The following is a 23,261-nucleotide window of genomic DNA, read 5'->3' on the forward strand; positions in this document are numbered from 1 at the left end:
TTGCAACCATGTCACTCGCATCTATGACGACAATACCAGCAAATATAAAGATCATTTTTATGGGAGTTTGGTTCGCGAATGACATTCGCGAACCAAACTCCCCTTCCCACATCCCGTGAAAAGTCAGATTAGCCCAGAGACACAGCAACTATTGCTTGACAAGGGAGAATATTTCGGAAGTTTGAAACAAGATGAACTTCCACCAGTAAATAATGATTATACCTGGGCGCAAATTGAACAAGAAAACAAGGATTGGTGGCCAAGCCATTGTGCAGCTTTGAGAAGTGGAAGTGAGAGAGGAAACAATATTTTAAGTGCTGAATATCATAAAAATTTGGTTTATTTATGCCAGGATGGCCCCTTTGTTGGTACGGAAGATCAAAAAGACCGAGAAAGACATTGGTGGGCTTTGCTTTCACTGCCTGGAGTGACAGTGTGCTGGCCAAATGTCTTTTTTTGGCGAGAATTTGTTCAGTTTGAATGGAACTGTGTAGACGATCAGTCAAATGAAATTATTTCCAAAGGATTTGCTGCCTGGACACGCAGGGGACATCGGGGCGGTTGCTACTTCAAGAGCGAACAATTTACCTTTTACCGCGATGTATATGCCCCTGAAGAACTATTGCCACGCTAGGTCATTTCTGCAAGCAAGTAAGGCACTTGCAAGGAATAAAACGCCCAGCCGTATAAAGAATATAGTCGTTAGATGACTGGACTGTTGTGCCTTCGCCCTTCAGGGGCGAAGGCAACGGTCGGGCATTTTATTTTTTGGAACACCCTAACATGGCATAGAGCCGAGATCCCTGCAAAAGCGGAAATAGCGGCTGAAAACGCTTACTAATACTAGGTTTCAGCTTTTAATACTCTATTTAGGGTACAGCCGGGATACCTGCAATTTGGGACACGATGTAAAGTTTTGTAAACTTGATTTTTAAAACTCTTGATTTACCGTTGTTTCAGCCTCGATTTGAACTTGGTTATTCCAATGAAGACATTCCAAGTCAGCGCCTTGGGTGCAATTCTTTTAGCCTGGGGCAGCATTGACTGAACGACAAATGATGCTTCATTGCCAAGATCATCATTATTAAATGCCAACCCAATCCTGCTGATATTTCTGAGGACTTCAAAGGGCAACTTATTTGGGTCATCCACGTACCAGTTCCTTTTTATCAATAGACATCTTGCTCCTAAAAATTTTCTATGTGCAGGTGGCGAAATCATACTAATTTTTTTGGCTGACGAAAAACTTCGCACCCGAAGCATTAATTTACTCGAATGGAATTTATAAGGTATTTACAAGGATTTTCTCTTTAAAGGCATTTGTAAGGTAAACCAATGGCATTTCAATGGTACCTCAATGGCAAATACAAGGATTTATTTGCACCTTCAACACTGAAAATCACCGTTTTTTACAAAATCCTTCTTTTTTGCCAAAAATAAGGTAATGCAATGGCATCTCCAAGGTATTTACAAGGTAAACACAAGGTAAATCTAAGGATTTAGACTCCAAAAACCTCCTAAGCCTCTCTGATTTCTCCGCCAAAAATTCTTGTCCAAAACTTACGCACAGTACGCCAAAAAGTTAGGCCAGTTTTTTGAACCAAAATTAAAAAACTTTGAACCAACGTCAACAAATAATACTCAATAACTACTTTTGTAGTGTTACAACTGCACTCCACTTGTGAGTTACACCAAAGCTATGCTGTAAACACCACTTATTACATAGATTTTATGTAGATTATAAGTATTGAAATAGTAGTTCTAAATACTTTGCCCAAGTGGTAGCTGTTGGGTAGCTCAACTGGTGACACACAGCTACCAGTTGAGCAGTAAAAAAGCGAGTTTTTGACAATTTGATGATTCCCCAACTGGTAGCTATAGAGTAGCTCTACTGCTACCAGTTGAGCATAAGACATTTCTTGAAAAATTCCAGCATAATGCTTACTGACTATGACTTACAGCAAATTTTGAACGCTGGATTCATTCTCAATAACTTCAAAATTATTGAGAATGAATAATACATTTATGTTGCATTTGTGTTTCAAAAATTCTTTCTTGAACTTAACCCACGAGTCAGGTGTACGCTCCGCGTGGCTCACAGGCTAAAACCACGGTCTTGCTGTCTGCGCTTTTGTTGCTCCTCCAACACAAGAGCTTCTAGTTCCTGACTCCAATCAGGAGTAAACGTTGTCACTTTTTTACTATGGGGCAACAATTCTAATACTGCACTAGCAGTAGAATTTCCTTGTGGATCATTATTAAACGTCAGGAAAACTTTATCAGTATCTTTGAGAAATTCCATAGGTAGGTTATTCGGGTCATCAGCTACCATAAACATCGTTCTAGTTGGCGGTAGCCCTTTGCATCTGTGGATCAGGAAAGTGGCTGCTGACATCGCATCAATTGGTGTAGAACACAAAAAGACGTTTTCTACCTTGGACGTTGGTTGCCCTCCCAATCTCAGATAAAACCAACCATTCGATGCAGAGATGTTTTGGTCGTACTCCACAGTGCGATGATTTTCTCTAGGCTTTGACCAAACTAATGCGCCAGTTTTTTCACCATCTAAATCACGCTTGATAAACAAAATATTTCGCTGCTCATCCATGTAAAGCAACTCAGTCTCATGTAATCCTTTGAGAATATAATCTGGTATGTAGCGTTTCTCGCTTAAGTACTTGTGTAATACTTGCCAAACAACTTTATCCTCTGGTGGTGGCGTAAACTGAGGCTGTCGCTGTTTGCGTTCAATCTCTTGAAGAAACTTTTCTAACTGCTCAACTCGTCGTGGTTTAACAGGTTTGAGCAGTAATTCATGAATAGGTTCATCATCACGTTCTGGTTGGTAGTCAATGCCAAGATGTTTTTGCAGGCCAGGGAAAGTGTAAGCTGCGCCTAACTGTGTGCCACTAAAAGCCTGCCCATCTTTCTCATAAGAAATGCCTTTAGATTTCCCATTCCTAGTAAATCCTGTTCTCACACTGACACTAGCTTGTTGCAGCCGCATGATCAGCGTTGGCATTTGGGGATTATCAACAGATGCGTTGTCAATTGTCTGCTGAATCTGCTCCTTAATGATGCGCTCTGGTGGGGTATCGCGCTTACCCGATGAATATTCTTCTTGCTCTCGCCTTATACGCCTGATTTGTCCGGTGCTGGGTGTGCGATTCAGTTTCTCTCTACTGCCCTGGACTTGTACTAACTCATAATCTCGCTCGATTTGTCGCAGAACTTTTTCAGAACGAACATAATCCCAGGAATCATGCACTACTAGCCCTGTATCCATCCTGATTCTGCTGGCTGCAATGTGGATGTGGTCGTCGTCAGTGTTATGGTGGCGAAAGATGACAAACTGATTGGCATCAAAACCCATTTCCTTCATGTAGCGGTCGCCAATCTCGCTCCATTTTTCATCATCTAATTTATCACCCTTAGCTGCTGATAGAGAAACATGATAAACAACTCGATCTGCATCTGAATTAAGTTGTCGAGACAGCTTAAATTCCCGCGCCAATTCACGGGCATTTCTCCCGCTCATGTTGCCGCCGATTAGTTTAGCATCTTCGCGTGATTCTAGATAATCCAACAGCTTGCGAAAACCTCTACCCTTAGTCTGCTTCCCAATCATCGTCTTCTTCCTCGTCTTCCGAGTCATCATCAACATCATCCGAGGCAATGTCTCGCCTACACTGATGCAGCAGTTCTAAAAGCTCTCGTAACAGTTCTGGATCAGCAGGTAAAGTTCGTCCAATTAAGAGTGCTGTGTTAATTGCCTTTACAAGCTGGTTGAGGTTATTCCCGATTTGTCCTAATTCCCAATATGTTTGCAAGCTAATTTTACTCAACCGTTTTGGTAATGGACGCATCAACGCATTGCGCCTCATCAGTTCACTCGCTGACATCCCCGCGTCAAGTGATTTTATTCGCAACAAATCCAGTTCGATATCGCTCAAGCGAACTGGGAAAATATGCTTTCGGACTAGAGCTTTTGACTGCTTGCGATTCGCCATAACTTAGGGAGAATGAGGACATCACGCGAGGGGGGTTTTTAGGGGGGTGAAACCCCACTAAACCAGCTTTGCCGTTCGAGCGCAGCGAGACAAAGCGTAAGCTTTGAGGCATGGCTGGCTTCAAGCCCATTTTCGGGGTAGATGAGGTGTCAAATGCTACGGCTTTACGGAGGGCACAGCAGGGGCTAAAGGCAGGAGTATAAAGGCGTAGCCGTGCTGCTAATCATCCTACAACTTACAAGGGGGGATAGCAACGGCGTAGCCGGAATTTGAATCAAATCAAGCAGGAGATAAATTCTGGTTCGGCGTAGCCACCATAGAGGAGATAAAAACAGCGAAGCTGCTATATGAAAACTCTCTGATTCAGCGTAGCTGCTACACAATATAATAGTCCGGCGTAGCCGCAATACTAAAAAATAATTCAGCGTAGCTGTTTTAAGTAAAATTCTCTGATTCAGCGTAGCTGTAATAGTCAGATTTCTTAGCATTAGCGTGAATCAGACTACCAGCGAAGCTGCCACACTAAAAAATATAAGGCGTAGCCGTCAAACTGAAAGCGCGATTCGGCGTAGCCGCAATCGTCAATTTTTTTTAGGATTTTGAATCAGATTTTTTCAAATAGCCGATAATTATCAGTTAATCGGTATTCACGAGATAACCATGAGTGAGCATCAAAATTCAGAAGTGATTACGAAAGAGAAAATTGATAAAGCCATCAATCTGCTGAAGGAGCAAAAGCCAAAAGAACGAGAAGATGTATCGGATAGAGAGGCCATCAGGAAAATGAGACGGTACATTGAAAAGCTGACCTCTAATAAGTACGGCTACAGTTATGAAGAAGTATCGGAGATGCTAAAGGGTCTGGGTATTAATTTGACTGGTAGCAGAATCAAATATTTAATCGGTGAGTTGAAGAAAAGCAGTCGTCGCCGTGATCAGGCATCTGATAACGGCGATAGTAGTATTTCAGTTCAGGGGGCTACTGAAAATCAGCAGGCAGTTGTTGAAAGCAGCGAAGCTGAAGAAGCACCTGTAAAAAGTACTCTAGGCAAGAGTAAAAAACAACAGCCAGCAACGCAGGAACCAGAAGCGAAATCAGAACCAACCAGAGAACCAAACAGGTCTGCTTTTGTGCCAAAGATTTACAAGGATGACGAAATCTAAGTTGGTTTATGAGTAAAACAACTACTCCTCACAAAAAAAAAGCAGCAGTTAATAAAAGAATAGTGCTGTGTACCAGTGAAAAGGGAGGCACAGGTAAAAGTATTGTGGCTAGGTTTCTTTTAGATATGTACTTAGCAAACTTGATTCATGTTGTAGCGTATGACTGCGACTCGAATAATCCGCAACTGTGGAGACACTATAACTCTTCAGTACCAGGGGGCGTAAGAACAATCAAATTTAATCAACATGGATTCAGCGAGATTTTAAAAAAGGATTTATCGTCATCAAATCCTGCTGTAGCTTTAGTGGATCTGCCGTCTGGAGTGGGGGAATATTTTCAGGATTTTGTTCAAGAGATGGAATCAGGAAGCCTGGGCTACCGCATCACTATGGTATCGGTACTAGGCAGGGGGAAAGACAGCATCATTCAACTAAAACGGTTAATAGAAACCTGCGGTAATCAGGTTGATTATGTAGTAGTGAAGAATTTGTACTGGGGTGAAGACGACGAAGAGAAAAGGTTCATCTTTTACGAACAATCTAAAACCAGAAAATCTGTCTTGGAGTTAGGAGCAATCGAATTAAAGTTTCTGCGTCTTGCTGATTGGGTCTACGAAGCAATAGATGCTCAAGATTTAACTTTTACAGAAGCAGTAAACCACGAGACATTAACTATCAGCAAGCAAGCCAGATTATCTATATGGATACCAAATAATGAGTCAGAGTTGATTAAAGGTGGCTCACTTTTGAGACTTGAAGAGGCACAACCCAGAGATAGGGACACTTTAAAGAAAGTAATTATTGAAAACGTGTAACTAATTCTGATAAAGCTATTTTCAATCCATTTGAAAAAATTCCGGTTGATTTTAGTTTTTTCAAATGGATAGGCTGGGGATCACAGAGCTAAATCTTCTAACTAAACTTGGTCTCTGTTACAATATTTCTTGTATAACTTTTAACTGTTTAGTTACTACACAATTCAGAGCTTCGGTCTAATTATGCTTCTTTAGAGCTATCAACCATTGATTTGCCATTTAATAGTTCAGTAGGTTCAGAAACTAATTGGTTTAATGTTTCTTTATTAGAAGGAGTGTTATTGGCTGAATTATCAGCAGAGTTTACCTGGTTTGGCTCTAAATTGGTTGTAATTTCTTTATGATCATCTTTTTGAGACACTAAATGGGCTGTTTCCGTAACTTTGCCATTTTCATCTGTCTCTTTTTGCACTAGAAGTTCAGCCCTTGAGTTGTGTCCTTCTTTTTCGGATACTGTGCTTGTTATTCGCCTTGCCATGCTTTCCATTAAATTAATTCCAGCAAAACCAGCAGCAACGGAAAGTGAGAATAACTTAGCCTGATCCTCAACAGGTGGCCATTGTGGCTGGTTAGCAGAAGTAGTTGCTGGAATTTTTAAATTAAATAATGGAACTGCTATAAAAAATATTGAGATGCTTGCAGTAGCGCCAATTATCATATTACCTAAAATTCCCAGAGGAACTAATCTAGCTCCATTATTCTTGGTACGTAAAAAAGGAACTCTAACTTCGTATGAGTTGTCCTCATTATTCTGAGCTATTCCAGAGGCGAAACCACCGCAAGAACCGCCAAAGGCCATCAATAAAAGTAAGCTAATGTAATCCATATAATTTGTCTAAATGAAATTAAATTATTAAGAATGAGCAACAAGAAATGAGGAATTAACAAAGCCTTAAAATAACTTTTTCAATGTGCAATTAAAAGCCAGGTATCTAGGCGAACCCACATCTTTTAAACTTTGTCCTTAATAGCTACAAGGTGAAAATGCTAATTCCGTAAAAAGTATTATTTAGAATTTAAATAGTAGAACAGCTTCAATAATTGACGCTATGTCATTGCGAATGAAACGTTCGCGGTAGCGTCTCGTAGAGAAGTGTAATGAAGCAATCGCAATGCTTATGTCGATTTTACATTCCGTTACATAGCTAGGTTTATTTTCACCAACTTTACTTACACTCCATTCTTAGTGGTGTGAAAAGGCATACTGAACGGGACGCTCACTCAATGATTAAGTACGAAATCATGATTTTGAGAATCTTTTATTACTGATAGGTCAGTAGAAATTAAAAACCGATAAATTTTAGAGCGTCACTGTCGAGTTACAGGTGGTTTGCACCCTTTCAATAACACTCAGAATAGATTGGTCTGAGTAAACTTCAGTAGGCAGACAACGCAAGACAATCATCAGCAAGTCAGCCAAAACTATCGGCGTGCAGAAGTTAAAAACCCGCCGCAGTGCAGTATAAGTAAAGATTGTGGCAACTTCAGCGATGTGTTCTAAGGCATCTTCTGGTGATGATTCTGATTCAGCAATCAACATCGGGAAGTATGTACGGGCTAACCACTTTTCATCATTGGTTAATTCAGCCAAATTTTTATTACTACCGCTATTAAGACTATCTAATAGCAAGAGTAATAATTTTTTAAAGTGCTGCCAGCCCCCCCAGCGTTGGGTAAATCGGCTCACCCATCCTTGGGTAGTGTCTATGATTTTGGCGATCGCCTTTTGTCCAATTTTCTGGTGTGACTGCCAAAGCTGGGTGAACGCTTTGACGATGGCGTGTCCGGTCTGCTGGTCGCGGCTACCCGCTTCGGTGCATAGAGAGCAGGCATCAACGCTCTCTAATTTCACTCCTGGTAATTCATTTAAAAGGAAACTAAGGTCATAGTCAGCGCAGAAGTAGAATGTTAGCTCCACATTGGGGCGACGATGAGCGCGTAATCGCCCAATCTCTTGGATAATTTCTGCACGGATCAGGTCTGTGAGATACTTTTGGAAAGCGCTGTTTTTATCTTCCAGGTTGACCCTTTCACCAGTCATCACCTGATATTGTGCGGCTAAAACACCGATGTTTTGATAAGGAATGCCAAAACTTGCGATCGCTGCAACGTCACTAAAGCGATTAACACCACGACCATCGACAAAGTGACCATATTCTGTGTGGCCCTCGGCTTGGGTTGCAATCTGTTTCCAATCGATAATGCCAAGGGTGGGGCAGAGTTTTTTCAAGGTTTCTTTGAGGGCATTGACACGAGCGCTTAGTGGAAGAGAGCGATTTTTGGGCAGTTTACCCAGCCCAGTAACGTTGACCACTTTTAAATTGTCGTAGTCTGGGCGTTGTTGCTCAATGATTAACACAGGCTCATCGATGCCCAGTTTCAATTTCAATTGCTGGGATTTGAATGTGGCATCAAGATAAATATTAAATTGGGCAGATTTCGCCAATTCAGTATGCTTGGGGTTTCGGCGGTAAATGCTGAGTACACCCCATTGAGACTGAAAACTACCATCACCTTTCCAAGCTTCAAGAAAGTCAGGCAACCAGTAATTAGGCAAGTCAAGAAACTCCCTCCCGGCTGTTCGTGCGCTGTCTTTAACTACCTTCTTGGCAGCATAACGAGCCGCAGCACTTTTTTTGAGTTGTTTATCTTGGGTAATATCAATTGAGTCCAAGTCTTCTAAAAAAGTTAAATCAGGTTCTACAGTTTGCTGAATCGCTTCGATATCTAAGCCTGTGGGGAAAGGGGGCAGTAGCGCACGGATGCTGGCATCATCAAAGCCGTAGCGGTCAGTGGGTTTAAGTTGCTGAGTTAACAGTTCGTGTAAAACTTTTAGTGCAGGTTGCAGCTGTGATAGAAGATTTGGTTCTAACAGTAGCAGCTTGCCCACAGTAGTTTCAAAATCGCCTCGGTTCACATCAACCGAACGCACGGGCTTGATGAGCGTACCTGCTTCTTCCCATAACCGCCCAACAGTGAAAGTTTGTTCAGCAGCATTAGTTAAGGTGACAGGGGTAGAGTCTGGGTGCGCTCTGAGTTCGGAATAATTTTGAATTGCACTGCGTTTTTGAAAGCGGAATCCAAAACCGTCCCCGTAAGCAAAACGGCACTGATTCTTAAGGGAACAACCGCCACAGATGGGGCTGATGCCGCTCTCTTCAAAATCAAGGCTGCTAAAATTCTTGCTGCGGAAGGCGTTAAATAAGTAAGTTCTGTGACAATTGCCGTCAGTGTCGGCAGTCTCACCCGCTTTAGTCCACAGTTTAAAATCCTCACCTGTAGGAGTTTTGCGGGTGGGATCTAGTTTAAAGCCGTTGTGTCGCACTGGTAGGTCAACAAAGTTTTCTTCAATGGGCAGTGTAGATGGGTTTCTGTGGTTGGCATCCTGGTAAATTAGTTTATCAACGCCGAATAGCCCCGCCGTTAATTGCCCAGCGTTGTAAGACTTGCCTAGTCCAGGGTGAGAATTATCTAAGATTTGTGTCCAGCCTTTAGAAACAGCTTCCACCCAAGCAGCAATGTGTTCATCCGGCTGGCAGGAGATAGAGATATTGCCTGTAACTTCAGTTATGTACGGGATATTGCCGGGCTTGTAAATAATTACATTGGGCGAAGGCGTGTCAATTTCAGGTAAGGGCTTACGTGTTGGTGGGGCTTTAAATCCTTTAAATATCGAACTAAATGGAGCGATCGCTTGCCTTAATAAATTTTGGAAGCTGCTCAAGTCCTCTCTAACTCGCCCAAGCTCCCACTCTTCACGGCTAATTACTCCTTTGTTGCCGGGGTTGGGTTCATACTGCCGTTTAGGGAACCGAAAACCATACTGTTTGGCAATGTGAAACAGTGTTCCTAAAGTAATTCCCCCACGTCTAAAACTGCGAATCTTAGCGTGGATGTTCCAAGTTGAACCCTTGATGCTGGGCGACCACTGCTCGGCTATAATTTCCGCTTCTGATGCCCCATAATGGTTAACCAGTGCCATCAACACCTGACGGCATTCGTCGTAGTTACCGCTTCCTGGGGTACGTGGTGGGATGAATGAAAGCGCGTTCTGGATAAGCTGGTCAATGTCCCAGCCTTCATTGAGGGAAATCTCACGCCACTCTTTACGCCGTGACTCAATTTCCTGAATTCGTCGCTGATACTCAACACGTTCCTGTTGCGCGATCGCTACAGCTTCACTTATCCATTCTGCTGGTAAAGTGGCTTCAGGGTTGATAAGCGGGAATTCTGCCTCTGTGCTGCCGTAAAATACACGGCTTGCGTCTTTACAAGCTGGGTCATGGGGTAACTGCTGCATCAGGAAGCGTGTACAAGCTTCTACAGTGTCAGCACCCTGAACATATTCGGGAAGAAGGAAAACCAACCGAAATTTATGCCACTCTGGTTTATGACTGGCTGTGGTGTAAATTAAAGCACAGTGTTTTTTAATGAAGGGATGGGCTAGGGCTTCTGAGATCGTTAATTGGTGCTTGTAAACTTTGATAGAATTCCCGTTTTCGTCTTTAATCGGCTTGTCATAAGCATCACGGGCGACATCGGAATTATCAATGTCGAGTAGTAGCCACTGAGAACCGATGACATTGGCCTTACTGCGCCATTTCCCCCCTAACAGTCCGGCACAGATGGCGTGACCTGCTTTTATGTGTTGCTGGACATCGGCTAGAGTGCCCTCTACATCAATGAAGTTACCGGCCAGCTTCTTAAAGTCCCAGTCTTTGTTTCTGCCAGTGGCGTTAAACGCAAACTTGATTATCCGACTCTCAATCAACTCAAGTTTTGTCTTTACAGCAGAAAAAGTTTCTGATTCAGCTGCTGACTGTGCTGATACTGAGTGATGAAATTGTTGTAATGGTGACATGAGAGCTATTCCTCCAGTTTGTGTGTTGGAGGAATTGGAGCTATCCCGAAAGTAATCTTTTAGTACAAACGTTCAGAAATATAATCAGGTAAAATTGCTGAGTTAATGTTTTTCTGAGTAGTCAGTGTTACAATGGCTTAACACTCCAAAAGGTTTGATAAGATTACTATTAGGGATATTAATTAGGCTTGCGACCCGATAACCCCAATTCCGTTTGAAAACCCTGCTGTCTCGTCGAGACGTGGGGTTTTCAGTTTTTAGTCTATTCGTACTTGGCTAACCAAGCCTTGACAAACTCGGTGACTTCCTCCTGTTGAATAACAAATGCAGTACCTTTTCTCCTGAGAGCTAGAAGTCTCATACTTCCAACTTCAGAATAAAGATGTGGATTGTGATCACTAGCCGCCTTGGTAGGAGGCCATAAGACCAAAACTTTTACTGTCGGCGTTTTTGTCACCTCTTTCGAGGACATTCCGAACAAGGCTCTATTTTTAGTTAGCCATCTCTCATAATCCGATAGCTCAACTAGTGGACAGGGTTTCCAGGTGGTTAAACCACTTTTATTCTTCTTTTTGACCTGGAGAATTTCTTTGGTTTCGTTGTAGACCACCTGACTATCTCCCCGCGAACGAATGGAGATAAACAAGTGCGCCCTTTGGGGAAACCTGATAAACAAGTCAATCGGGTTCTTATCCTCTGGCTTAAGCACTGGAAAGATTTGTATCCCCTTGCTTTTAAACTCATTCAAAAGTACAGCTGTTAATTTTTCCAACCGCGCCAGTTTTTGAATTGCTACCAATGGCTTGTAAGCCAATCCAAAAAGAACCCAGCCAAAAGGATGAACTATGCCTCCTGTAGCCAGCGCAGCACCACCAGCCGCTAGAGCTTGAGTGGAAGCATAGTCTTTCGCCTCCCTAAGCATCTCTAATGCCGGTTCGTTGTGCGGCGGGAGTTGAAAATCGGGTTGTGGGTCTTTCACGGCTAACATTGGGGACATCAAAAATAATGATGTGAAATTAGCTTTTTCTTTACTGATACTAATGCTTGACACTACATTTTTGAACCAATAGCTATTTATTAGACTCTTTATCCAGTGCTGGCAGTTGGTACTTCCTATTTTTCTTCAGACTTTATCCAATTGAGAATTAGTTCTCTTGCTTGTTGGCTCATGGACGTTTTATTACGAGCGCAGGCTATTTTAAACTGTGTTCGCTCATCGTCCGATAAGAAAACAACAAGTTTCACTGTTTTATCTCCTGTTTCTTCAGAGTTATCCATCTCACCTATTGCTGTACTTGGCTCAATTATGGCATTAGGTTAAGTTACAGCAAATAAGTAACATAGGTAAGTTGCACTAACTTACCTACATAGGTTAATATAGCATTAGTTAGCCAAAAACAGCCACAAAACAAAGGCAACAGAAGCCAGAAAGTGATGTTAAGGCGAACCTGTAACTGGATATCTGGATTTGTGCTGATTTAGCTAAAAATCCTGGTAAATCCTCGCAAATCAAGACTTTTACCAATCATCTGAACCATGACAGCTATATATTCCAATGCCAAAAATTGGCTAGTTCAGGCAGACTTGTTAGCCAAATCCGGGCTAACTGACCTGATCGCCGGAAAAGACTCAGGTGCAGGGTATGGCAAGGCAATCATCGGTGATTTTTCGATCATGATGCCAGCCGCATACTCACTTGTTCGCAACCGAAACATCATGCACCACGAAACCATCTCAAAAGATGGGGCATGGGTGCGTTATGTAGACGGTTCTCGCCTGGACTTAAAAGACGTTCAATTCTTCTGGGGCAGTGCGGCTCTAGCTCAAAGTGACCACACCCTACTACACGAAGATAAGGCGAAAAAAGCAGAACTCGCACTAGAAAGCATTCTTGCAGACTTAGCAGTTTTGAATATTCCCGATGGGATGAAGCTTTCAATTAGTCTGAGCAATCACAACCCCGAACGCTGGGCAACTGAGATTAAATGCAGGGTTGAAGGCACTCACACCTTTGAACATCTGCACCCTGTAACCCGTTCCATTGTCACCAAGACAGTTGAGATTGTTGTCACAGGCATTTACCCAGAAGGATTTGGAAGCATTGCCCACTGCTTATTCGGTGAAGCATCCCTGGTACTAGACCCCTCAGAATTAGCGATCGCACTCGATATCGGTTCATCCACTTGGTTGATTACCGTGTTTAACGGTAGCGGTGCAGTCATAGACCGCCATCTAATTGAGGGTGGAGCCGGTGAACTGCACAGCATGATTGCAGAAGCGCTCGACAAACGAAACGACCGAGTGAGTCTGCTGTCCAAAGATGTGAAGCACTCGCCCAGTCTCGTTAACCAGGGGATTATTGAAGGCACTTTTACTTATGGAGGCAACCACCTCACAGGCAAGAAGTTCGAGGCAGAGTACAGCCAAAGTCTTGATGAATGGTGGAGTACCAGGATTGAGAAATTCGCCAATTTCGTTACAGCAGGTAATTACCTTGATAGAGCGAAATACCTTGTCGCCTGGGGTGGGGGTGTTTCGCTGCCAGTGGTGGATCAAAACTTAGCCGGTTTAGGCTTTGTGGTCTTGAATAATCCCCAATTCATCAATGCCTTGGGGTTGAAACTATTAACTCAAATTTCTTTGGGAGCCTGATCAATGAATTACGAATCTCGGCGTATAACCATCTCCTACCTAGCAGTAATTGAATTGTGCAAGATTTTTGATTTACCCCAAGATGCACCGACACAAGCATTATCAGCAGGTGTAGAGAAGCTGATTTTTCAACACGGCAATGTCCAATCATCACCCAAAGTTGAAACAGCGCAATCTACACAGCCCAATAAATCGGCACTTAGCGCAATGGTCACTAATTTCAAAGGGGCAGCATGAACAGAACCAGATTCAGAAACACGGTTTTAGGCATTGGTGCAACAGCAGCAGCGTTAGCCCTTGGCTATTTCGGAGTGCAGTACTTCGGCAGAAACAATATGTTCACCATCGCCGCAGCCGTGGGTGGTGCAGGTGCAATCAGCTATGTACTTCAGAAACCGAGTCAGCCAGAAGCGCCAACCGCACCAATCAAAACCCAAAGAAAAGGAAGGAAGTCATGAGCGACCAAGACACCATGCAGACACAGCCAAGCCTAACAACAACCGAAATCATGACCATCATCCTCGGTTGCGAACAGACTCTTAGGTTTGTGCAAGCATCGCCAAATTACAAACAAATCGAAGCGTCCGAACGGTTCAGTACATCGAATGACTTAAAAATAGGTGATGCTGTCCAAGCCTTGATGGAGATTCACGAAGCAATCCTAAATATCGAGTTCTATTCCCAAGTTGAGGGACAAACCAATGCTTTCAACGACAGCCTTACAGCATAACCACCTCTACCAATTCCGTGGTCAACAACTCCGCTACAGCCACCGCTCTAATTCTCGAATCAATGCACCTTTCGTTTTTAACGACTCCAAGGGCAGGCGTAAAGAATTAAGTCAAAACCAAGTGCAGAGGGAGGTTTTTGAACTTGTTGAGTTTTGTGAAAACTGATAATGAAGCGATTGCCCCGACCGAGCAAAGTAAGTGCAATCGCCCATCTGTGCATCAAGTACATCAGACACATTTTGGATCTTAACAGCATGGCACTCGATTATAGAAATCCCAACGATTGGGGCAAATCATCTCTGACTGACTCCGCCCTGAGAAAGCAGCAATTCAAAGCGGAAAATCCTGAAGAATGGGCAGCAAGGATTGAGGCAGATATTGAGGCACTTGACACGCCGCTAGATGAAAGTGAAGATTACCCACCCTTCACTGGGACGGAATTTCTAGCAACTCATTCAACCATCGATGACCATCCATACTCTGCGGCATTTGGTCAATTTTTAGGCAATGGTATTGACCCGGATATTGCAAATATCTTAGCGTTTGGCTCTAAGCGATTTGATTTAATCTCTGATGATTTTGACGACCCCATAAGGCAATTAGCAACGAGAATTTATAGCCGATTTGAAGAGATGGGTTACTGGGATGAATTGCCTCAAGAGTCGAGTGATATCGACTACGACAACATACCTTATTAGGAGATTAAATGGCTAGAAATTACGGAGCAGCAAAACTCAAAAACCATATTCCCAACAATGCCCCCGGTACGTTAGGAGCAATGGGCAGACTGTTTGATGTGTCGGCGGAGGACTTTAACAAAGCACTTCAGGGCGACCAAACGGTAATCACCAAAATTGCAGACATGGCGCGACTGTCTGACACAGCTAAGGCCAATCTGCCTAAAGCTTTGGAGGCATATCGGAAAATCATTGAAACAACTGGGGATGTAAACCAAGCCTATGCCGAACTGGTGCAATTGACCCAAAAACACGGTACGCAAACCCTGAAAGCTATCAACACTAGTAAGACAGGAGAGCAGCGTTTCAAAAATGAGATATCCGAGATGCAAGCCGAACACGTCAATGCCACCACTGCGGAGGCCACCCGTCACGCCCAACGCTCATCCTTGATTCAGATATCTGGGGCCACAGCCGACCTGATGGCGATCGCAAAATATGAGGCTGATTTAATCAAAGCTTCTAACAAAGTGCCAGAAGCCCAAGACACAGCAGATCGCGCTTATGAAAACGCCGTAACTAGCGCACTGTGGACTAATGGCAGTGAAGCGAAAACCGACCGCATACCAAAGCCTAATTACTCGCGCACTGCTGGGATTAGTAGAGTAGGGCAGTGGTTCCGCAATTTCATGGGCATCTAAGCCATAAGTAAGTCGAAAGCCAGTAGTGACGGTAAACTCTGGCTTTTTCTGTTTCACCCACGCGAGGTAAACATGAATGAAATTGATTCTCTATTATCGCAGTTCCAAAACACCAGTGAACAGTCCACACCAATGCTCTGGGGTGAAACTACTTCAGAAAAACCGACCCCAGAGAGCGAAGACGGCGAACGGCTAGAACAGTCAATTAGGGATGTCTTCAGTAACAAGCAACTGCTAAACAAAGCACTGGCTACATTCCTGGGTGTGTTTACTGCCAATGCTGGAGTCAGCCTACTAACGAGTTTTGGAATTGGGGCGATCGCTTCTGGCACACTGGGCAGCATTGTACTAGGGCTATTTTTTGCTAATACCCTTACTAAAATTCACTATGACGGCAGAATCCACATTGGTAAAGACTTCATGGTAGCCACTGCTCAGACGGTGAGTGTAGGGGCTTCGTTGTGGATTGCCTTTGATGAATATAGGGCAGTGTCAGAAGCAACTAATACAGGTAAGACACGGTTTTATCAGGAGGTTAAAACCTACGAAGTTAAGCCAACTCCCAAGAGTGAAATACCTTGGGGCTTGATTGGGGTAGGTGCTTTTGTGTTGTTGGTGATTGCAGCAATCGTCAGGGGAACAAACCAATGAAACGCAAACAATTTGAAGAATACTTGCGTTCAGGAACAGCCAACAATATTACTGTGGGGGTGCTGGCAACCATTGGCTTAATTTGTGGGGCAAAGTCATTTACTGGAACTCAAATTAGTTTGGTTGAATATTGCTTCATCCCCTCTACGCTCACCAAGCCGGTTAACCGTCAAAGGTACTGCACTCCCCACAAGCGTTACATAATGCCAGAGTCAGAATTTTATGCTGAAGCTTACACACCAGCTAACCCAGAGTTTCAACGTGATAACTTCTTGCCAACCAAAGCAACTAGATTAAGAATAATCCCCCCAAGTAACCCTGATAAGGCTTTGTGGGGATTAGCTTCAGTGTTTTTTCTAGGAGGAGCCTATGGGTTATCCAAAGCTAGGGAATGGCGATTAGTTCAACTAATGCCTTCAGTTAGGGAAGAAATTCGTAGCAACTGGTTAATTTCTAAACTTTGGTCAGGGTTAAGGCTCCATAAGGAAGCATATAGCGCACAACTAGATTACGAATTTCACCAATGGTCTGAGAATAGACGGGTAAGAACCGCGCAGTTGTCACAAATGACACCGGAAGAATTAGCCATATTTCAAGAGCAAGTCAGGTTAAAGGCAGAAGCCGAAGCACGGGCGCAACTACAGCAGGCAACGGGTCAGCCAGCCGGGGCATTGCCGGGACAGTCAATGCAGGATATCGCCAGGGGTGACGATAAAATGACTGGCTCTCAACAGCAGACATTACAACAAAATACTGCCCAAAGCCTTGACCCATCAGAATCTCTTGCCCTAAATACTTTGCAAGCCCTAGCCAGAGCAGATAGTTCTACTGCTTTAGTCGCCGCACCAGGAAGTGGTAAATCAGTTACCCTCAATTACTTAATTCAGAAAATCCTTGCAGATTCCCCCAACGCGGATATTTGGGTAATTAGTGCTAAGAATGATAGTTTCTGTGGTTTGCGAGAGAAAGAAAGGGTAATTGTTTTTGACGGGGAAAACCCAGACCTAGCTAAAGAAGTCATTGACCGCTTTTATCTTAACTACAAACAGCGTAAACAGCTACCAGAATCAAAGCGCGAATCCTTACCGCCATTGATTCTAATTTTGGATGACTGGTTAGTGATTGCTGACCAATTAAGTAAGCATTACTCCGACTGGAATTATGGGGGTAAATTACTTGACGTTTTACTGATTGGTAGAGAGTTTAATACTAAGTTTATTGCTTCCCTACAGTCTTTTAATCTGGCAGCTTTGGGCATTGAAAAGATGGATGCTCAAACTCGTCTGTGTTTGAATTTATTGCTCTTAGGTAACAGGTATATCAAGAATGGAAGGGAGCAAGAATCTTATGGGGTACTGGAATTGATTTTAAATAGAGGTGACATTATTCCAGGTAAGCAAGAACGGGAGCAAATTAAATCTAAATACTTGGATATTAAAGCAGTCTCTTATCAAAACTTGCGTCCAGTGATGATTGCTTCTGTTGGTGGTTTTGTTGTGGCATTAATGCCCAAATTATCTAATCAAGTCAAGCCGATTGCTTCGGAGCAGGAATATCTAGATAGAGTATTTGACCTGGAATTTAATTTAAGTCCGACTCACCAGATACATCCCAAACCATTATCTGAGGTGGCTAAAAAGATTTATGAATACTTCCAGAATGTGAAGTCTAAAACCCCAAAAACATTACGCGATTTGAAGAAAGCAGACAGGTTATCCGGCTATTCAGAGTCAGAATTAATTGATGGATTAGCTGAATTAGTTAAGACTGATCAGGTAAAGTCTGATGGCAATGATAGCTATTCCCTGCCTGATTGGTGAAGGTAATGCCGTGATGCCGTGGTCATAATAAGGGATGTTTTACGGGCTTTTCTCGGTGTCCACGGCATCACGGCACAATCACGGCAATCCTTACCCTGTATAGATCGTAGCCTACGGCACTGCTACGGCAGCACGGACACCCACGGCAGAAGCATCAATAATAAGTCCGCCAATAAACAGCCATTTATTATTAGAGGATTAATCAAATCATGCTGAAAATAGTAATTGTTGAACCAGAAACATTCACTCTCTTAGGTATCAAAGGTGCTATTTCACAATCTCCTGATATAGAAGTAACTGGTGATGCTACCAGTGGGAAGATAGGTTTTCAGTTAATTGAACAGGCCAACCCTGATGTTGTGTTAGTTGATTTACTATTGCCCGATATGAGTGGTTTAGAACTGACTCGTTCAATTAAAACAAAGACTAATAGTAAAGTGGTGATTTTTACTAATCAGACTCATTCCGACTTTATTAAGTCAGCTTTTCGTCATAGTGCTGATTCTTATATGCTCAAGAGTGCTGATATAGAATTGATTGAACTAGCCATCAAGAGAGCTTACTCTGATGAATGCTTGCTTGACCCGAAGCTGGCTAAAAAACTGTTAAAAAACCTTGATAAAAATAGATATATTGACCCTAGTTTTGCTGACAAAAACTTGCTTGACTCTCCCACCGAACGACAAATACAAGTCCTGCGTTTACTGGCTCAGGGTTTAGGTTTTGAACAGATTGCCAAAGAAATGTTTCTCTCTGTTAGTACAGTCAAACATTACGCCAGCGATTTGTACAGTAAATGGCACGTCAAGAACAGTTATGAGGCGATAAAAAGAGGGGCAATGCTTGGTTATATTGACTATAACTTGATTGTGAATGAATGATTTATCGGTGAGGAGACGGAAGGTATTAAGTCGGGGAGTGGTGGGGTTTATTTTTGTACAAAATCTCTATATCCCTAACTAGCCCAATCGTTGCTGCAATACCGAAGAGCGTACAGGGAGAACATCGGCAGTTATTACTGAAATACAGCCCAACTTTAAGGTAAAGGGTCAACGGTTCAGTTCTCTGGATTTGAAGCGACTGTTTAACGAGTTGGTTGAGAATAGTCTGGCCGTCTGGCTAGATGCCTCGACTATCGAAATTGCCCCAAATCAGACAGACCTAGAGGACAGACAGAATTAGACAGAAACCTTATGGAACAAGGGACAGAGCAGACAGACATCTAGACAGAAACTAGACAGCAGACATTAGCCCTCGGTTCATCACCGGGGTTTTCTGTTGGTGGCTTGAGCCAGAATTGCTGATAACGGCTTGGCATCTGATTTTTGCAAAATAACTGCTGAAGTTCATTTCAACGCTGTCAGGATTTCAATTACTTTCTGGTAATCTTGTGTTTTTCCTTGTTGCTGAAATAAATCAGCCGCTTTTTGCAAATCCGCGATCGCACCCTGCTTATCTCCCGACTGCATACGGACCAAACCTCGATTTCCGTAGGCTTGAGCGAAATTAGGATTAATCTTCAGAGCTTGGTTGAAATCAGCGATCGCTCCTTTGATATCTCCCAACTGCATACGGGCACTACCTCGGCTGTAGTAGGCTTCAGCATCATTAGGATTAATCTTCAGAGCTTGGTTGAAATCAGCGATCGCCCCTTGGCTGTCTCCTGAATCAGCATGGGCAACACCTCGGTTGTTGTAGGCTAGAGCATCATTAGGATTAATCTTCAAAGCTTGGTTGAAATCAGCGATCGCACCCTGCTTATCTCCCGACTGCATACGGGCAAAACCTCGGTTGTTATAGGCTAGAGCATAATTAGGATTAATCTTCAAAGCTTGGTTGAAATCAGCGATCGCACCCTGCTTATCTCCCGACTGCATACGGGCACTACCTCGGTTGTTATAGGCTAGAGCATAATTAGGATTAATCTTCAAAGCTTGGTTGAAATCAGCGATCGCTCCTTTGATATCTCCCAACTGCATACGGCTAACTCCTCGGATATTGTAGGCTTCAGCATTTTCACTAACTTGCGCTAACAGTGTTGAATCTACAGCGCCTGCTGGTTTAGCTGATAACAAAATCGGAGTGCAAGCAATTATAGATAAAGCAGAAATTGTGGCTAGAGACTGAAAAAAGGGCTGCATAATATCCTGTTGATAACAACCTAAATTTTAAATACAGCAATTTTCAGAGCAATTTCGCAAAAAATGCCAAAAAGCTGAATTTATCATCCTAGAGCGTCGGTCAAGTAATATGGATTGACAAAAAAGAGATGATGTGGAATTAGAAAAAACAGGAATAGAAAGACGCGATCGTTAAGTGTAGACGCTGGTGGAGAGAAAATTGATATCGGTTTTGATAGCAACGATGGATCAACCAGGGGTATAGAAGCAGTATAGACAGTTGAGCAAGCCGCAACATGAGCAAATCTATGGCGTGCGGATCATACCTGCAAGTGGTAATCGCGTTGCAAACATAAGTAGGTTTAATCAGCCAACGTGAGAATGCGGGTTGTAGCGTTCGTGGTTTCGGGCTGATTCATAAGTCTGGGTTAATCGGGTGTCATCGCTCACGATAGATTAGGGTTTTTGGGGACTTACATTGTGTTATTGGGGTTAGATCATGTAGGCTAGACCCTATGAAAATAAACCGATTCGGTAGGGCAGAAATCCTCACACCCGATCAAATCAATGTCCTATTTACTGAGGGCTTTGTCAACCCGCGCGATCGCGCTTTGTTTGGCGTGTGCCTTTATGCTGCCTGCCGGATCAATGAAGCCTGCACGTTGGCGGTGAAAGATGTGTTTGGCAGCAACGGTGTCAGAGGGGTGTTAGTGTTACGGAGCGTCAACACTAAAGGCAAGCGAGACACAAGGGAAATCCAAGTGCATCCGAAGCTCAAGCAGTATTTGGAAGAGTACAACCCCAATCGCCGCAAAGAGTTTTTGTTCCCCGGCAGGCATGGACTCTTACATATCCACAAGGTCAGCGCCGATAAAATCCTCAGAGATACCTGTGTGCGGCTGGGCATTGAGGGGGTGAGTACGCACAGTTTCAGGAGGACTGCGTTAACCAGGATGAGCGATGCCGGGATACCGTTGCGCCACATACAGGAGATATCGGGGCATCGGACTTTGGCAGCTTTGGAGCGTTATTTGGGGGTAACTGAGAAGCAGAAGCAGAACGCTATCTCTGCTTTGGATTTTTGAACAATGTAGGGAAATGGTTAACTATTTTATTTATGTAATGACTTCCATAGTTCATATTCACTTTTTAACCGTGTTTCGATAGCCTCTATATGCGCCTTATAATCAAAACCGTTTGTACTGTAATTAGAAACTTCTCTAACTTTTGCAATAATAGCCCAAACTTCAAAATCATAAAAGGGGTTTAATCCAATAACATTTCCAGAGTTTATGTCATTAGGGGCTGGAGATTCTACTATTTTTATTAACTTTAAAATAGCAGCTTCAATATCCCAATCGGCAATGTATAACAATAATGCTGCTAAAGCTAAAACTATGTCAGAGCTAATTAGATAATTTCCTTTTTTGCTATCCTTTATAAAAAGGTTATTTGCAATAAAGTGAGCTAATGTAATAGTATTTTGATAAGGAATATGTAACTTTGTAACATAAAAAACAATACTACTTTGAGTATCTTGAATTGTTCTTATTGTTTTATCATATATTTTTTGAGTAATTCTCCAATCACAGTTATTGGCTATTTCAATTAAATTAATATTTTCTTGTATAAATAAACTTTCAGCAGCTAATTTCCAATTAAAATTAGGTAATTGGGCATAAATAGGATTAAATTTGATGTGATGTATAGTTGTTAAGCTCAAAGGTTGAAGAAATGTTAATTTCATCCACCATTTAAAAGCATCAACAGAAACATCCATTTTATATTGATTATCAATTTTTGTATCATAAAAATATTTTCTCATCTCACTAATAAGGTGCTGAGATATAATTTCTTGCTCAATTCCTTTGGCAACTAACTCACGAATAATCTTTGTTTCATGACTGCGATCACTACCAAAATCTACCAATTTACCTTTTTGACTTTTATTATCTTTAGAGTTGTTGTAGTCACAAAAATAATTATGAGTATCAAATCTAAAGTGCGCTTGCTTTGAAGTTGACGCTAAAACTATTTTACCTCCTTGAGAACGACATATAGGACAAATAACATCATTATAAATTTCACCTTTTTCTTCATTCGATAAATTTTTTATTCTGGTATTTATGTCAAGACGGCAATCATGACCACGCAAAGATAAGATTTGCTCAATATCTAATTCTCGTTTAAATGTTTGAGAGAAAACTGTTATAGCCATAAATAATATTTTGTAATGATTTTAATTATACAAAACTCTGCTTGTTGCTCCCCTGTCACCTTGGCTTTTTCCTGTTTTTCTGGTGGATAAACCCTTATTGATTCTAGTCTATGCAATCAAACTAGAACAGCAACGCCCTTTCCTAAGTAAGAAGTAATCAAATAATGTATTGTTTAATACATAAAAGTGAGATTTGTGTGTGCGGCTGGGCATTGAGGGCGTTAGTACCCACAGTTTCAGGAGGACAGCGTTAACCAGAATGAGCGATGCCAGGATACCGTTACGCCACATTCAGGAGATATCGGGGCATCGGACTTTGGCAGCTTTAGAGCGCTATCGGGGTGTTACCGAAAAGCAGAAGCAGAACGCGATCTCTGCTTTGGATTTTTAAATAATGTTTTATACTAAAACTAAATAAATATTATTAAAAGTTTCAATACATTTCTGATAAAAGTTTATTAATCACTTTTTTAAAGTAGTTAGTATTACAGGAAACTCTGTCATAAGAATATGAGCTAATTCCGTGTAGTTCACCAATTACTTCAGGGGGGTTTGTATCGAATTTTTTAGATAAAACAATAGTTGCGGCAAAAGTATTATCCTCAACTAAAGTTGAATGAAATTCATTAAAATTTAAATCATATTTTTCTGATTTATTAATCTCTTTTTGATAAATTAATGTATAGTTAACTAATTTTTCAGTTGCTATTAAACTAGATTGTGTATCTTTATAAGTTACCTGATAAATTTTGTGTGTAGGAGTATGCTGGTTATTGGTGATTCTATATAATTGATTTGTTATCGTTGTCAATTGGTACTGCAAAAACAAGCTTTTTCTGAA

The 23,261-nt window shown here is 42.2% G+C and carries 25 protein-coding genes; 15 read left to right on the forward strand and 10 right to left on the reverse strand.

Annotation, left to right across the window (positions count from 1 at the left end):
* Positions 1-115 precede the first annotated feature (115 nt).
* A complete protein-coding gene (locus tag H6G92_RS32300) occupies positions 116-634 on the forward strand; it encodes a hypothetical protein (RefSeq protein ID WP_190900096.1) in 519 nt (172 codons plus the stop codon).
* Positions 635-945: 311 nt separating this feature from the next.
* Here the strand turns inward: H6G92_RS32300 and H6G92_RS32305 are convergent, their stop codons facing one another.
* The 3 genes from H6G92_RS32305 to H6G92_RS32315 all read right to left on the reverse strand — a co-directional run bounded on the left by H6G92_RS32305 (position 946) and on the right by H6G92_RS32315 (position 4,010).
* Positions 946-1,152, reverse strand: a complete 207-nt coding sequence (locus H6G92_RS32305) for a hypothetical protein (protein ID WP_190900098.1) — start codon at positions 1,150-1,152, stop codon at positions 946-948.
* Between the two features lie 943 nt (positions 1,153-2,095).
* On the reverse strand, positions 2,096-3,628 hold the full coding sequence (locus tag H6G92_RS32310) for a relaxase/mobilization nuclease domain-containing protein (protein WP_190900100.1): 1,533 nt from the start codon (positions 3,626-3,628) through the stop codon (positions 2,096-2,098).
* Positions 3,609-4,010: a plasmid mobilization protein gene (locus H6G92_RS32315; RefSeq protein ID WP_190900102.1), complete on the reverse strand. Its 402-nt coding sequence runs from the start codon at positions 4,008-4,010 to the stop codon at positions 3,609-3,611. Before H6G92_RS32315 ends, H6G92_RS32310 begins: the two co-directional genes overlap by 20 nt.
* 660 nt (positions 4,011-4,670) lie before the next feature.
* Here H6G92_RS32315 and H6G92_RS32320 point away from each other — a divergent pair.
* Together H6G92_RS32320 and H6G92_RS32325 are read left to right on the forward strand one after the other, a co-directional pair.
* A complete protein-coding gene (locus H6G92_RS32320) occupies positions 4,671-5,174 on the forward strand; it encodes a hypothetical protein (protein WP_190900104.1) in 504 nt (167 codons plus the stop codon).
* 8 nt (positions 5,175-5,182) lie between these two features.
* The gene (locus H6G92_RS32325) at positions 5,183-5,989 is read left to right on the forward strand and encodes a hypothetical protein (protein WP_190900106.1); all 807 of its coding nucleotides are present in this window, start codon (positions 5,183-5,185) and stop codon (positions 5,987-5,989) included.
* A 181-nt stretch (positions 5,990-6,170) separates the two neighbouring features.
* Here the strand turns inward: H6G92_RS32325 and H6G92_RS32330 are convergent, their stop codons facing one another.
* From H6G92_RS32330 to H6G92_RS32345, 4 genes are all read right to left on the reverse strand, one after another.
* On the reverse strand, positions 6,171-6,815 hold the full coding sequence (locus H6G92_RS32330; protein ID WP_190900107.1) for a hypothetical protein: 645 nt from the start codon (positions 6,813-6,815) through the stop codon (positions 6,171-6,173).
* A gap of 474 nt (positions 6,816-7,289) precedes the next feature.
* Positions 7,290-10,850: a PriCT-2 domain-containing protein gene (locus H6G92_RS32335; protein WP_190900109.1), complete on the reverse strand. Its 3,561-nt coding sequence runs from the start codon at positions 10,848-10,850 to the stop codon at positions 7,290-7,292.
* A gap of 262 nt (positions 10,851-11,112) precedes the next feature.
* Positions 11,113-11,847, reverse strand: coding sequence for a hypothetical protein (locus H6G92_RS32340; RefSeq protein WP_390667445.1), 735 nt, complete (start codon positions 11,845-11,847; stop codon positions 11,113-11,115).
* Positions 11,848-11,963: 116 nt separating this feature from the next.
* Positions 11,964-12,128 carry a plasmid partition protein ParG gene (locus tag H6G92_RS32345; RefSeq protein WP_190900111.1) on the reverse strand — a complete coding sequence of 55 codons (165 nt, stop codon included), beginning with the start codon at positions 12,126-12,128 and terminating at the stop codon, positions 11,964-11,966.
* A gap of 258 nt (positions 12,129-12,386) precedes the next feature.
* Between H6G92_RS32345 and H6G92_RS32350 the strand changes: the two genes are divergently transcribed.
* From H6G92_RS32350 to H6G92_RS32395, 10 genes are all read left to right on the forward strand, one after another.
* A complete protein-coding gene (locus H6G92_RS32350) occupies positions 12,387-13,502 on the forward strand; it encodes a ParM/StbA family protein (RefSeq protein WP_190900113.1) in 1,116 nt (371 codons plus the stop codon).
* Positions 13,503-13,505: 3 nt separating this feature from the next.
* Complete coding sequence (locus tag H6G92_RS32355) at positions 13,506-13,739, forward strand: hypothetical protein (RefSeq protein ID WP_190900115.1); 234 nt, start codon at positions 13,506-13,508, stop codon at positions 13,737-13,739.
* Entirely contained in the window at positions 13,736-13,960 is a 225-nt protein-coding gene (locus tag H6G92_RS32360) for a hypothetical protein (RefSeq protein WP_190900117.1), read from the forward strand. The genes H6G92_RS32355 and H6G92_RS32360 overlap by 4 nt, the downstream gene beginning before the upstream one ends.
* Positions 13,957-14,232 (forward strand): hypothetical protein, encoded by a 276-nt coding sequence (locus H6G92_RS32365; RefSeq protein WP_190900119.1) that lies wholly within the window; start codon positions 13,957-13,959, stop codon positions 14,230-14,232. The genes H6G92_RS32360 and H6G92_RS32365 overlap by 4 nt, the downstream gene beginning before the upstream one ends.
* Positions 14,204-14,398 carry a hypothetical protein gene (locus H6G92_RS32370; protein WP_190900121.1) on the forward strand — a complete coding sequence of 65 codons (195 nt, stop codon included), beginning with the start codon at positions 14,204-14,206 and terminating at the stop codon, positions 14,396-14,398. Before H6G92_RS32365 ends, H6G92_RS32370 begins: the two co-directional genes overlap by 29 nt.
* A gap of 89 nt (positions 14,399-14,487) precedes the next feature.
* Positions 14,488-14,931, forward strand: coding sequence for a hypothetical protein (locus H6G92_RS32375; RefSeq protein ID WP_190900124.1), 444 nt, complete (start codon positions 14,488-14,490; stop codon positions 14,929-14,931).
* An 8-nt stretch (positions 14,932-14,939) separates the two neighbouring features.
* Positions 14,940-15,611: a hypothetical protein gene (locus H6G92_RS32380; RefSeq protein WP_190900126.1), complete on the forward strand. Its 672-nt coding sequence runs from the start codon at positions 14,940-14,942 to the stop codon at positions 15,609-15,611.
* 72 nt (positions 15,612-15,683) lie between these two features.
* Entirely contained in the window at positions 15,684-16,262 is a 579-nt protein-coding gene (locus tag H6G92_RS32385; RefSeq protein ID WP_199345065.1) for a hypothetical protein, read from the forward strand.
* A complete protein-coding gene (locus H6G92_RS32390; protein WP_190900128.1) occupies positions 16,259-18,082 on the forward strand; it encodes a hypothetical protein in 1,824 nt (607 codons plus the stop codon). Before H6G92_RS32385 ends, H6G92_RS32390 begins: the two co-directional genes overlap by 4 nt.
* 209 nt (positions 18,083-18,291) lie before the next feature.
* Positions 18,292-18,963 carry a response regulator transcription factor gene (locus H6G92_RS32395; RefSeq protein ID WP_190900130.1) on the forward strand — a complete coding sequence of 224 codons (672 nt, stop codon included), beginning with the start codon at positions 18,292-18,294 and terminating at the stop codon, positions 18,961-18,963.
* 465 nt (positions 18,964-19,428) lie between these two features.
* On the opposite strand, the gene H6G92_RS32400 is transcribed toward H6G92_RS32395, so the two are convergent.
* On the reverse strand, positions 19,429-20,223 hold the full coding sequence (locus H6G92_RS32400; protein ID WP_190900132.1) for a tetratricopeptide repeat protein: 795 nt from the start codon (positions 20,221-20,223) through the stop codon (positions 19,429-19,431).
* Between the two features lie 494 nt (positions 20,224-20,717).
* Between H6G92_RS32400 and H6G92_RS32405 the strand changes: the two genes are divergently transcribed.
* Complete coding sequence (locus tag H6G92_RS32405) at positions 20,718-21,287, forward strand: tyrosine-type recombinase/integrase (RefSeq protein ID WP_190900135.1); 570 nt, start codon at positions 20,718-20,720, stop codon at positions 21,285-21,287.
* Positions 21,288-21,313: 26 nt separating this feature from the next.
* Here the strand turns inward: H6G92_RS32405 and H6G92_RS32410 are convergent, their stop codons facing one another.
* Entirely contained in the window at positions 21,314-22,420 is a 1,107-nt protein-coding gene (locus H6G92_RS32410) for a hypothetical protein (RefSeq protein WP_190900137.1), read from the reverse strand.
* Between the two features lie 199 nt (positions 22,421-22,619).
* On the opposite strand from H6G92_RS32410, the gene H6G92_RS32415 reads away from it, so the two are divergent.
* On the forward strand, positions 22,620-22,811 hold the full coding sequence (locus tag H6G92_RS32415; protein ID WP_313890025.1) for a tyrosine-type recombinase/integrase: 192 nt from the start codon (positions 22,620-22,622) through the stop codon (positions 22,809-22,811).
* A gap of 42 nt (positions 22,812-22,853) precedes the next feature.
* On the opposite strand, the gene H6G92_RS32420 is transcribed toward H6G92_RS32415, so the two are convergent.
* On the reverse strand, positions 22,854-23,231 hold the full coding sequence (locus H6G92_RS32420; protein ID WP_190900140.1) for a hypothetical protein: 378 nt from the start codon (positions 23,229-23,231) through the stop codon (positions 22,854-22,856).
* Between the last annotated feature and the right edge of the window lie 30 nt (positions 23,232-23,261).

Origin of the sequence: Nostoc foliaceum FACHB-393 (assembly GCF_014698505.1) — a bacterium.
GTDB classification, from domain to species: domain Bacteria; phylum Cyanobacteriota; class Cyanobacteriia; order Cyanobacteriales; family Nostocaceae; genus Nostoc; species Nostoc foliaceum_A.